We start from the raw sequence: 10695 nt of genomic DNA, 5'->3' as shown, positions 1-10695 counted from the left end.
GAGCGACTTTTTTATATTAACAAGTTGTCTTTTATTTGTCAACAACTTTTTAATATTTTATTTCTGATGAATTGCGATTGCTTCCCAATCACTCATCAGCGACATTTAATAATTTAACATCTGTACTATATAAAGTCAACACTTTTCAAAAAGTTTTTTTCGTTTTATCAAAAAATCTTATTTACTTCCCTGTTTTCACCGAATCTTAGCAAGATTTTTAAAAGGATTTGATACTTCTCTTGAATGTTTCGTTCAAGAACTACATGATTCAAACTTTGTTGAAAAGCAACGTTTGTTCTTTTCATTTCTTCTCTGAGCAGTGCTTCTAACTCTAAACACTCCAGTTGATTAAATAAACAAATTTTCATTGATTCACCTGCTTTTTGCGACATTGATTCTCAAAACATCAAAATAAAATCAGTCGTTCTTTTCCTTACCTGTTATTAATTGTAGACAAAACGCATACAAATTAGACAAGTACTACTTATTAAATGAGGTGACAAAATGAATATGTTTTATACTATTCGAGCCAAAAGAATCAAACAAACAATGCTTATCGTAGTTGCTGCTTTTTTTACAAGCTTTTTTCTTTATGCTCAACAGACGTTTCACTTTCCTGTGTTTTCAACAGATAACGGTCCACGAGCTGTTTATAAGGCGGATGATAAAAATTCCGAAATTGCTCTTACATTTAACATCAGCTGGGGAGACGAAAGAGCTATTCCTATTCTAAATGAACTGAAAAAACAGCATATTGAACATGCTACTTTCTTTTTATCTGCTTCATGGGCTGAACGTCATCCAGATGTTGTAGAGCTCATTAAGAAAGACGGGCACGAAATTGGCACAATGGGCTATGACTATACTTCCTATACAAGCCTAAAACCTAATGAGATTAGACAGGATCTTGCAAAATCAAAGAAAGTCTTTGATTCTCTAGGCCTTAAAGATGTTCACCTTCTTCGTCCTCCTAACGGGCAATTTAATAAAGACATCTTAAAATTAACAGCAGATATAGGATATACTATTGTTCACTGGAGCATCGACTCTAAAGACTGGACAAATCCAGGAGTTGAAAAGATTGTATCGAATGTTACAAAGCCTTTAGACGGGGGAGATATTATCTTGCTGCACGCGTCTGACTCCGCTCAACAAACAGCAAAGGCTATTCCATATATCAAGAATTCATTACAAAATAAAAAAGTCTCAAACGTAAGTGTTTCAACATTAATTTCAAATTCAAAAACCCAAGTAAAAGATATCCGCTAAGATTTATTCGCACTGTGTATGGAAAGCAAAAGCAGACAAATATGCTATTTGTCTGCTTTTGCTATTCTTGCGTGCGTAAGAAGTTTCGGCAAAATAAGAAGTTGATACATATTACAAATTAGAAGTGGAAACAACATAAGGTAAAGCCAGCTTTCTTCGTTCGTTCGCAGCGCTGGGAACCATTCAATTGTCGTTACAACAATCATAAAAAACAGCGCTGGTACAAAGGCCTCTTTATTTGTCTGCTTTTTCTTTGCATACGCCACTAACAACCCCACCGCTAACAAGAAAACGCTTAACAAAATATACTTGCCTATGCCTTCTCCCGGTTGTTGAAAGAACTTATAACGAAAATAAGCAACGTCAAATAATACAAATAAAACAAATACAATTTGAACCGACTTCCAAAGTGATGCAGATTTAAAAATTCCTAATCCAAATCGGTGAATAGTTAAATATGCAAAAAACCCCATTTGGCTAATTAAACTAAAAATAAACCCTACGCCTACGAGCCATGTTAAAACAGCAACAATTTCTCCTATCTTTCCTTGTTGAAATAAGTGACCGTATTCCCCCCAGCGCACCGCAAACCCAACAAAAGCTGTACTTATACCCCCGGCAGCTAACGTGGTTAGAAATAGACGAACCCAATTTCGACTATTCACTTCCATCTCCCCCATAACTTACAAAATTGTACCTTTTCATAAATTGTACCAATCACGTTTTGAAAAATCTAGAGCTCTTTTATGAATAAAAAACCTTGATTATCTCATATTAAGCGTAAGCATATTCGGAAAGGAGCCCATTACTATGAAAAAGCGACTCATGCTCCTCATTTATATAGGAATGTGTATGCTTTTAGCTACAGCCTGTGCACCGCAAGATGAAGAGAACAATGGTATGGATTATGATCAAACAAAGAAAATGGTTGTTGATATTTTAAAAACAGATGAAGGAAAAAAAGCAGTCGAGGCAATTATGAAAGACCCTTCTGTTAGACAAGATATTTTAATGGATCAAAACGCGATAAAAGATACAATTTCTCAAACCCTAGTCTCAGATAAAGGCGTGGAATTTTGGAAAAAAGCCATGGATGATCCGAAGTTTGCTGAAAGCTTTGCTAAAAGTTTGGAAAAAGAAAATAAGACGGTCATCAAACAACTGATGAAAGATCCTGAATATCAAGGAATGCTTCAAGATGTTTTAAAGGATCCGGCTATGGAAAAAGAAGTACTGACTGTTTTAAAGAGTAAAGAATATCGCACTTATTTACAAAAGATTATGACCGAAACGTTTGATAGCCCTCTTTATCAATCTAAAATTCAAGACATTCTTTTGAAAGCCGCTGAAGAAACACAAGGTGGACAAAAACAAAGCAGCGACGATGGTGGTTCTTCTTCCTCTGGATCTGATTCAGGCGGAGAACAGCAACAGCAGTGATTAAATACGCATCTCATATGAGGTGCGTATTTAATTATGTCATTTATTTTTATTAAAAAGCCTAAATAACTTCTTTATTTTTTTTAATACTTAGTATTTTTATTGGAATTGTAAACTTTAATTCTTAGCTTTATGGTAAAATATTAGAAATTAACACAATCGTTTTATAGCAAAAGGAGGGAATTCGATGGAATTTCGCGTTATTAAAACGTTTCAAACCATTGTTCGTTTAGGAAGTTTTCAATTAGCCGCTGAATATTTAAAGTACTCTCAGCCTACTATTACACTGCACATTCAAAAGTTGGAATCCGAACTAGGATTTAAGCTTTTAGAACGAGGAAAAAGCATAAAACTTACTGAAGCAGGTAAAATCTTTTACGAACGGGCAAATATTTTACTAAAGGAATATGAATATCTAAATAACACCTTAAAGGATTATTCAACAGGTGAAGCTGGCACTATCCGTATAGGTGCTGCAGAGCCTACAGCAAGCAGTCGACTGCCTTCCATTCTCTCATTATTTAAAAAAAGATATCCCAACACAGAAATTAGCTTACTCGTTGCAGACGAAAAGCATCTTCATCAACATATACGCAATCAAGAAATTGATTTCGCGATTGGCACTGTCTCAGAATCGTTCAGAGATATAGAATTTGAAGCATTACTAACGGAAAAACTTGTGCTGCTACTACCATTCAATCATGCTCTAACAAAAAGAAAAACAATCTTTGCAAAAGATTTAATACACGAAACGCTAATTACAGCTGGGCAATCTTCCGTTCAAAAGAAAATTGAGCAGCTAATCTTTGAACGAACAGGCCAACTGCCTGCTAAAGTACAGTTAGGCACTATTAGCACACTTCAGCATTTTGTAAAAGAAAACTTAGGAGTAGCCGTTGTTCCACAAATAAGCGCAACTCTTCCGCCAGATCAAGTGGTGGTTAAAACGATTCATGACTTGCATGAGGGGCCTGCAATCGGCATTTTAAAGCACCAGTCTCACACCGTAAGTACAGCTGGAAAAACATTTTTAGCTCTCTTAAAACAAAACCTTGCATTTGATTTAAAAAAGGCGCAGATTGAACTCTCTGTATAATAGCAAAAAGCACGCGCTCGAACAGCGCGTGCTTTTTGTTATTTTCCTGTTGCTGCTTTTTCATTTTCGCAAATAAATGCAATCTTGCTTGCAATCTCTCCATATATTTTACCTAAACGATGCGATTCATCGTAAATGGAAGGTGCAAAATCTTCTTCATTCCAGTCAGGCTGACTTAACGGAAGCTGTCCTAACAGCTCTGTCTGAAGTTCCTCAGCAAGTTTTGGACCTCCGCCTTTACCAAATACATACTCTTTTTCCCCTGTTAGCTGGCTTTCAAAGTAGGCCATATTTTCTACAACTCCAATTACCTCATGATCGGTTTTCAAAGCCATAGCACCCGCTCTAGCTGCAACAAATGCCGCTGTAGGATGTGGTGTTGTAATAATCACTTCTTTACAAGCAGGAAGCATAGAGTGAACGTCTAATGCGACATCACCTGTTCCGGGAGGTAAGTCTAGTAAAAGATAATCTAATTCTCCCCATTCAACTTCTGTAAAAAAGCTTGTCAACATTTTTCCAAGCATAGGTCCTCGCCAGATAACAGGTGAATTATCTTCTACAAAGAAGCCCATGGAAATAACTTTTACTCCGAAACGGTCAACTGGAATAATCTTTTCACCTTCTACTACAGGACGCTGTGTGATTCCCATCATATCTGGAACGCTGAATCCATAAATGTCAGCATCAATTAAACCAACTTTCTTTCCTAAACGAGCTAGAGAAACGGCCAAGTTAACAGAGACTGTTGATTTACCAACGCCTCCTTTACCGCTGGCAATAGCAATAAATTCAGGTGCATTCGGACTAGTTAGTAAGTTGCCAGTATTCGGTTGCTCAGCGCGGTACTGCTGAAGTTCTTCAGGCGTAAACTCAACAAATCGCAGTCCGACCGACTGTACACCTGCTTTTTTTAATTCTTCTACAATTGTGCCTTGAAGGCTCAGCTGTTCACTAGTACCTGTTTTTGCAACAGCAATCTTCAGGCTTATATGCTGTTTTTCAGATTTAATTGTTATTTCTTTAATCGCATCTGTTTCTGATAGTTTTTTATTTAAAAATGGATCTGTAATTTCCCCTACTACTTCTTTTACTTGCTTTTCCGTTAGCATACTCCCACCACCATGTTAAAATCTATTTATTTATACTATCAAGTATATCATACATATTAGATTTTTCTGAATAGAAGGATGCTATGCTTTTTATTTAGGCTTTTCTCCAGTAAAATACCGGCTGACTCCTTCATAAATGGATTCAGCTAACTTTTTTTGATAGCGTTTCGATTGAAGCATTTTACGTTCTGTAGGATTTGATAAGAATCCTACTTCAACCAGAGCACCTGGTGGCTTAGAATGCTTAAGAAGGTAAAGAGTTTGAATAGCTTTTGCTTCACGACTCGTATTATCCAGATTATTTCTTAACTCTTGTTGAATGAGTTTAGCCACTTGCTCGTTTTCTTTTAGGGACCCGTAATAGAAAGTTTGAGCCCCTCTCCATGCAGAGGATGGAATAGCATTCAAATGAATACTTAAGTACAAATCAGCATTGGATTTATTAATCATCGTTAAGCGATTTTTTAAGTCCTCTACTTTTCTGCGACTGTATCCTCTTGTGTCTTTGGCCGCTAGGTCTTCGTCTTTTTCTCTCGTCATAATAACAAGTGCTCCTTGCTCTTGCAGATAGTCCCGAAGCATCAACGAAATTTTAAGAGTTATTTCTTTTTCAAGCACTTCATCCTCTCCTACGGCTCCTCCATCAACACCGCCATGTCCAGGATCTAGTACAATAACTTTCCCGCTAAGAGGGAGTGAAAGCGAACCGGATGATGTTCTATGATCTATCTGATATTGTACAATGACAAAAAGAACGAGAAGCGCTATAATTGTGCTCATTATTTTTACTTTAGACATTTTATCCCTTCCCTTCTTGCCTCACCTATTTATTTCTATATGGGACAAGAACGGGAATTATGAGTACTTTTTAATGCAAACGTAACCGACGTCTTTTTTCTGCGGTACGATAACCTTCTTTCCACCAGTCTTGCACATATCCTTGACACAAATAATACAGACCGTCTTGATAAAGATCTGTTACAGACATGCTGACGGCTCCGTACAATGTATCAATTAAAAGAGACTCTTCTTGCTTACTGTGCTTCTGAAAGTCTTCGTAGCCTTTACCACGTTTACTCACCCGGGCACCTAATAAAAATGATTCGATGGCAATATCAAGACAGTACTCCTCCACATGTTCGTCTCCTAGCATATTCCACTGAAACATGGGATGAAAATAACGACGCAGCCTCTCTTGAAGCAAATCAAACGACAGTTCTCTTAGGACTTTGCGTTCATATTTCATTTCTTTTTCATAACGTTTTTCTTTTAAATATGTAACCTCGTTCACCATAACGCCTCCCTTTTTTACATATTGTCTGCACAAGCCTTCGTCTCATACGCAAACAACAAATAAAAAAAGCCTCGGTCCAAAGACCAAGGCTTGAAACGTAATATAAAATTAACGTTTTGAGAATTGTGGTGCACGACGAGCGCCTTTAAGACCGTATTTTTTACGTTCTTTCGCACGAGCGTCACGAGTTAATAGACCAGCACGTTTTAATGTTCCACGGTATTCAGGGTCTGCTTCTAATAAAGCACGAGAGATTCCGTGACGAATAGCGCCAGCTTGACCTGCATAACCTCCACCATTAACGTTTACAAATACGTCATAGTTACCTACAGTTTCAGTTAAAGCAAGTGGTTGTTTTACTACTTCACGTAGTGCAGCAAATGGAATGTATTCTTCGATTTCACGACCGTTGATTGTTACGCGACCGTTACCTGGTACTAAACGTACACGAGCAACAGAGCTTTTACGACGACCAGTTCCGTAATATTGTACCTGTGCCAAGATAATAACCTCCTCTTATTAATTATCCGCGAAGTTCGTAAACTTCTGGTTTTTGTGCTTCATGTGGATGTGCTTCACCAGCATACACATGTAATTTTTTGAACATTTGACGGCCTAGGCTACCTTTTGGAAGCATGCCTTTGATTCCTAATTCAAGCATTTTCTCAGAGTAGTTAGTACGCATTTCTAATGCTGTACGTTGTTTCAAACCACCTGGGTGCATGCTGTGACGGTAATAAATTTTATCAGTTAATTTCTTACCTGTTAGTTCGATTTTTGACGCATTGATAAGGATCACGTGATCACCAGTATCAACATGTGGTGTAAAAGTTGGTTTATGTTTACCGCGTAAGATTGATGCTACTTCACTTGCTAAACGACCTAAAGTTTTACCTTCAGCATCGACAACATACCATTTACGCTCTACTTCGTTTGCTTTCGCCATGAAAGTTGTACGCATGAGTTTCCCTCCTAATTTTCATCATCAATTATAAAATTATTTCAACCTTCTATTTCAACACGATTAATTTCCGGGGCTAACCGTGGGGTTAAAATACATACCATATGATATATTATATCTTTAAGCTACTAATGTCAAGAAAATGTTACACCAGGTTTAGTTGTCATAGAAAACGCGCCATAAATATAGTCCTTGCGAAGGCGCAGTTTTCCCTGCACGAGGACGTGATTTGCTTTCTAGAATATCTTTTATAGCATCTGGTTCAATACGGCCTTGTCCTACTTCTAAAAGCGTTCCAACAAGAATACGAACCATATTATACAGAAAGCCACTTCCAACGAATCTAAACACAAGCTGACTATTCTCTTCATACATATCAATCTTGTAAATCGTACGAATCTTATCTTCCACTTCTGTTCTCGCTGAACAAAAGCTTGTAAAGTCGTGTGTACCGAGTAAATATGTGATGGCTTTTTTCATTTTTGAGTAGTCTAATGGATAAGGGTAATGGTATGCATAAGAACGAGTGAAAGGATTTCGATCTTCGCCGCGCAAAATATGATAGCGATACTCTTTTGAAGTAACGTCATACCGGGCGTGAAAATGTGCATCAACTTCACATACATTCTTCATTACAATATCATCTGGTAGCATTGAATTCAATGCTTTTTTCCACTTATCACATGGAATATTTAGGTTTGTATCAAAATGAATGACTTGCCCCTGTGCATGAACATTTGTGTCCGTTCGTCCAGAGGCGTAAATCGGCACTTTTTTGTTATGCATTTTCTCTAAAACGGCTTCAATCTCCAGTTGAACAGTTCGCTTATTGGGCTGAACTTGATAACCTGAAAAGTGTGTGCCATCGTATGCAACTATACATTTTAAACGTTTCATCTTTTCACCAAACAATCTTTACGTTCTAATCAGCACTAAAACAACTGCTACTGCCAGCAGAAGTAAAAGCATAATTGTATCTATGCTTCCCCATTTCAATTGACGATACTTTGTACGCCCTTCTCCGCCTTTATAACCCCTTGCCTCCATGGCAATAGCCAGCTCTTCAGCACGCTTAAATGAACCTATAAATAGAGGAACAAGTAAAGGAACGACAGCTTTCAAACGATCCGTAACGGGGCCGCTGCTAAAGTCCACTCCTCGTGCTGTCTGCGCTTTAATAATTTTATCTGTCTCTTCCATCAATGTAGGAATAAAGCGAAGAGAAATGGACATCATTAAAGCTAATTCGTGTACGGGAAGCTTAAGCTTTTTAAATGGATTCAGCAAGCTTTCCATTCCATCTGTTACTTCAATAGGCGTAGTCGTTAAAGTTAGCATCGTCGTAATTAAAATTAAGAACAAGAAGCGCAAGGAAATTAAAACACCTTGAATAAGGCCGCCTTTATAGACAGAAAACCATCCCCATTCAAACAAAAGAGGACCTTCCTTTGTCATAAAAATGTGCAATAGAAACGTGATGATAATAATAAACATAACGGGCTTTAACCCTCTTAAAATAAACGAAACGGGCACTTTACTCATGGCCACTATCATGAGGGTATACACACCTAAAAAAGCATAGCCAATAGGGTTATTTGCTAAAAACACAATTAATACATACGCAAATACGAGAAGCAGCTTGGCCCGAGGATCCATTCGATGGACAACCGAATGACCCGGCACATACTTACCAATAATGATTGAGTTCATCATAATCGTTCACCTTGCTGCATAAGGTGCTGCACTTTCTCTACCACCTCAGAAAAGGTAATAACCGTATCCGATGCTTCAAGCTGAAATTTCTCTTGCAGCTTCAGCATAAAGCGAAGCGATTCTGGAACATCCAATCCATATTCTTTTAACTGCGTATGCTGACCAAATACTTCTCTAGGTGACCCTTTCATCGCAATCGTTCCCTTATTCATCACAATTAGCTCATCTGCGTACATAGCTGCATCTTCCATGCTGTGAGTCACGAGAATCGTCGTCAAGCCTTTTTCTTTATGAAGACGATAAATCATATTCATAATTTCTTGACGCCCTCTAGGGTCCAATCCAGCAGTTGGCTCATCTAAAATTAGCACATTAGGATTCATCGCTAGAATACCTGCTATCGCTACACGACGCATTTGTCCACCACTCAAATCAAAAGGAGATCTGGCGAGAATGTCTTCTGGCAACCCTACTAACTTGATAAGCTCTCTTGCTTTTTGCTTTGCTTCTTCTTCCGAAACGCCATAATTCATTGGTCCAAAAGCTATATCTTTTTCCACCGTTTCTTCAAAAAGCTGATGTTCTGGAAATTGAAACACCACGCCTACTTGCTGCCGAATAGCTTTTAAATTCTTTTCTTTTCGATTGGCTTTAATGGTGCGCTCACCGATTTGAATTTCACCAGCAGTTGGCTTCAATAAGGCATTCAGATGCTGTATGATTGTTGATTTCCCAGAACCAGTATGGCCAATAACAGCCAAAAATGTACCTGATTGAATGTTTAAATTTAAGTCATGTAGAGCAATTCGTTCAAATGGTGTATTAACTTGATAACGGTGCTCTACTTCTTTGAATATAATGTCCATAGTTCGTCCACCAAGTCCTCATCTGTTAAATGAATTTTTGATAAAGGAATTCCTACGGAAGCAAAACGATGGCTTAGTTTAACGGAAAACGGCAAGTCTAGTCCAATATCCGTTAACTTGGAACCTAATGCAAATACTTCGCGTGGAGTACCTGTTGCATAGATCTTCCCTTTGTTCATCACAACGACTCTGTCAGCCATTGCTACTTCATCTAAATCGTGAGTAATTGAAATAACCGTCAGTTGTTTTTCTTCTTTTAATTTTCTAACAGTTTCAAGTACTTCAGTTCGCCCAATAGGATCTAACATAGATGTTGCTTCATCTAGAATGATGACAGATGGCTGTACGGCAATTATACCCGCAATGGCCACACGCTGTTTTTGTCCACCTGATAGCTGATGAGGCTCTTGATCCAGAAAAGCACTCATATTGACCATTTCGATTGCTTCAGGTATACGTTTTTCCATAATCTCAAATGGAATCCCGTTGTTTTCAAGCCCAAACGCAATATCGTCTTGAACGGTTGAGCCAACAAATTGATTATCTGGATTTTGAAACACCATTCCAATCTGCTTGCGCACATCCCATATTGTTTCTTCAGATAAAAGAGTATCGCCCACTCGAACCGTTCCTTTTTCAGGTAGCAAAAGGCCGTTTAGAATTCGTGCCAGCGTCGACTTACCAGATCCATTATGTCCAGCTATCGCTAACCATTCACCTTTATAAGCAGAGAGAGAAAGGTGATCTAATGTTAGGTCTGCTTCAGGATCGTATCGAAAGCATAAATCTTTTACCTCTAAAGACATTTCTTTCAACGCTATCTTCCTCTCAGCTTTTTCTATTGCAGCATTACCTACATTGATTTTTTACGCTATTTACCCGGTTTTAGGTATAAAAAAAGGGCAACGACTAGTTACACACTGTCTCGCCCTTTTCTATCTGTA

14 protein-coding genes are annotated in these 10695 nt (G+C 38.0%); 3 read left to right on the top strand and 11 right to left on the bottom strand.

The window, feature by feature from the left end:
* Positions 1–167: 167 nt before the first annotated feature.
* Positions 168–368, bottom strand: coding sequence for a hypothetical protein (locus OK414_RS00735; protein ID WP_016762731.1), 201 nt, complete (start codon positions 366–368; stop codon positions 168–170).
* A gap of 136 nt (positions 369–504) precedes the next feature.
* On the opposite strand from OK414_RS00735, the gene pdaB reads away from it, so the two are divergent.
* On the top strand, positions 505–1269 hold the full coding sequence (gene pdaB, locus OK414_RS00730; protein WP_047932539.1) for a polysaccharide deacetylase family sporulation protein PdaB: 765 nt from the start codon (positions 505–507) through the stop codon (positions 1267–1269).
* 44 nt (positions 1270–1313) lie between these two features.
* Here pdaB and OK414_RS00725 read toward each other — a convergent pair whose 3' ends face one another.
* Positions 1314–1934: a KinB-signaling pathway activation protein gene (locus OK414_RS00725; RefSeq protein ID WP_263046082.1), complete on the bottom strand. Its 621-nt coding sequence runs from the start codon at positions 1932–1934 to the stop codon at positions 1314–1316.
* Between the two features lie 145 nt (positions 1935–2079).
* Here OK414_RS00725 and gerD point away from each other — a divergent pair, with 145 nt between their 5' ends.
* Together gerD and OK414_RS00715 are read left to right on the top strand one after the other, a co-directional pair.
* Positions 2080–2709 (top strand): spore germination lipoprotein GerD, encoded by a 630-nt coding sequence (gerD, locus tag OK414_RS00720; RefSeq protein ID WP_013054964.1) that lies wholly within the window; start codon positions 2080–2082, stop codon positions 2707–2709.
* A gap of 187 nt (positions 2710–2896) precedes the next feature.
* Positions 2897–3805: a LysR family transcriptional regulator gene (locus tag OK414_RS00715; protein WP_013081385.1), complete on the top strand. Its 909-nt coding sequence runs from the start codon at positions 2897–2899 to the stop codon at positions 3803–3805.
* Positions 3806–3843: 38 nt separating this feature from the next.
* Here the strand turns inward: OK414_RS00715 and OK414_RS00710 are convergent, their stop codons facing one another.
* The 9 genes from OK414_RS00710 to OK414_RS00670 all read right to left on the bottom strand — a co-directional run bounded on the left by OK414_RS00710 (position 3844) and on the right by OK414_RS00670 (position 10566).
* Positions 3844–4917, bottom strand: coding sequence for an Mrp/NBP35 family ATP-binding protein (locus tag OK414_RS00710; protein WP_034654900.1), 1074 nt, complete (start codon positions 4915–4917; stop codon positions 3844–3846).
* A gap of 90 nt (positions 4918–5007) precedes the next feature.
* Entirely contained in the window at positions 5008–5715 is a 708-nt protein-coding gene (gene cwlD, locus OK414_RS00705; RefSeq protein WP_034654901.1) for an N-acetylmuramoyl-L-alanine amidase CwlD, read from the bottom strand.
* Between the two features lie 70 nt (positions 5716–5785).
* Positions 5786–6211 (bottom strand): DUF2521 family protein, encoded by a 426-nt coding sequence (locus tag OK414_RS00700; protein ID WP_013081382.1) that lies wholly within the window; start codon positions 6209–6211, stop codon positions 5786–5788.
* Positions 6212–6319: 108 nt separating this feature from the next.
* Positions 6320–6712, bottom strand: coding sequence for a 30S ribosomal protein S9 (rpsI, locus tag OK414_RS00695; protein WP_013054959.1), 393 nt, complete (start codon positions 6710–6712; stop codon positions 6320–6322).
* 22 nt (positions 6713–6734) lie between these two features.
* Positions 6735–7172 carry a 50S ribosomal protein L13 gene (gene rplM, locus OK414_RS00690; RefSeq protein ID WP_013081381.1) on the bottom strand — a complete coding sequence of 146 codons (438 nt, stop codon included), beginning with the start codon at positions 7170–7172 and terminating at the stop codon, positions 6735–6737.
* A gap of 156 nt (positions 7173–7328) precedes the next feature.
* The gene (gene truA, locus OK414_RS00685) at positions 7329–8069 is read right to left on the bottom strand and encodes a tRNA pseudouridine(38-40) synthase TruA (protein ID WP_013054957.1); all 741 of its coding nucleotides are present in this window, start codon (positions 8067–8069) and stop codon (positions 7329–7331) included.
* An 18-nt stretch (positions 8070–8087) separates the two neighbouring features.
* On the bottom strand, positions 8088–8885 hold the full coding sequence (locus OK414_RS00680; protein WP_016762726.1) for an energy-coupling factor transporter transmembrane component T family protein: 798 nt from the start codon (positions 8883–8885) through the stop codon (positions 8088–8090).
* Positions 8882–9751: an energy-coupling factor ABC transporter ATP-binding protein gene (locus tag OK414_RS00675; RefSeq protein ID WP_013081379.1), complete on the bottom strand. Its 870-nt coding sequence runs from the start codon at positions 9749–9751 to the stop codon at positions 8882–8884. Before OK414_RS00675 ends, OK414_RS00680 begins: the two co-directional genes overlap by 4 nt.
* Complete coding sequence (locus OK414_RS00670; protein ID WP_013054954.1) at positions 9727–10566, bottom strand: energy-coupling factor ABC transporter ATP-binding protein; 840 nt, start codon at positions 10564–10566, stop codon at positions 9727–9729. The genes OK414_RS00675 and OK414_RS00670 overlap by 25 nt, the downstream gene beginning before the upstream one ends.
* Positions 10567–10695 lie beyond the last annotated feature (129 nt).

It is taken from the genome of Priestia sp. JV24, assembly GCF_025910025.1.
Classification (GTDB): Bacteria; Bacillota; Bacilli; order Bacillales; family Bacillaceae_H; genus Priestia; species Priestia megaterium.
Note: the sequence above shows the minus strand (reverse complement) of the source record. Positions and strands in the feature narration are given on the sequence as shown.

Excerpts from the sequence above, each read along its gene's own strand:
- truA (WP_013054957.1), bottom strand. The coding sequence starts at position 8,069 with ATGAAACGTTTAAAATGTATAGTTGCATACGATGGCACACACTTTTCA.
- OK414_RS00675 (WP_013081379.1), bottom strand. The coding sequence starts at position 9,751 with ATGGACATTATATTCAAAGAAGTAGAGCACCGTTATCAAGTTAATACA.
- OK414_RS00680 (WP_016762726.1), bottom strand. The coding sequence starts at position 8,885 with ATGATGAACTCAATCATTATTGGTAAGTATGTGCCGGGTCATTCGGTT.
- OK414_RS00715 (WP_013081385.1), top strand. The coding sequence starts at position 2,897 with ATGGAATTTCGCGTTATTAAAACGTTTCAAACCATTGTTCGTTTAGGA.
- OK414_RS00735 (WP_016762731.1), bottom strand. The coding sequence starts at position 368 with ATGAAAATTTGTTTATTTAATCAACTGGAGTGTTTAGAGTTAGAAGCA.
- cwlD (WP_034654901.1), bottom strand. The coding sequence starts at position 5,715 with ATGTCTAAAGTAAAAATAATGAGCACAATTATAGCGCTTCTCGTTCTT.
- OK414_RS00710 (WP_034654900.1), bottom strand. The coding sequence starts at position 4,917 with ATGCTAACGGAAAAGCAAGTAAAAGAAGTAGTAGGGGAAATTACAGAT.
- pdaB (WP_047932539.1), top strand. The coding sequence starts at position 505 with ATGAATATGTTTTATACTATTCGAGCCAAAAGAATCAAACAAACAATG.
- gerD (WP_013054964.1), top strand. The coding sequence starts at position 2,080 with ATGAAAAAGCGACTCATGCTCCTCATTTATATAGGAATGTGTATGCTT.
- OK414_RS00700 (WP_013081382.1), bottom strand. The coding sequence starts at position 6,211 with ATGGTGAACGAGGTTACATATTTAAAAGAAAAACGTTATGAAAAAGAA.
- rplM (WP_013081381.1), bottom strand. The coding sequence starts at position 7,172 with ATGCGTACAACTTTCATGGCGAAAGCAAACGAAGTAGAGCGTAAATGG.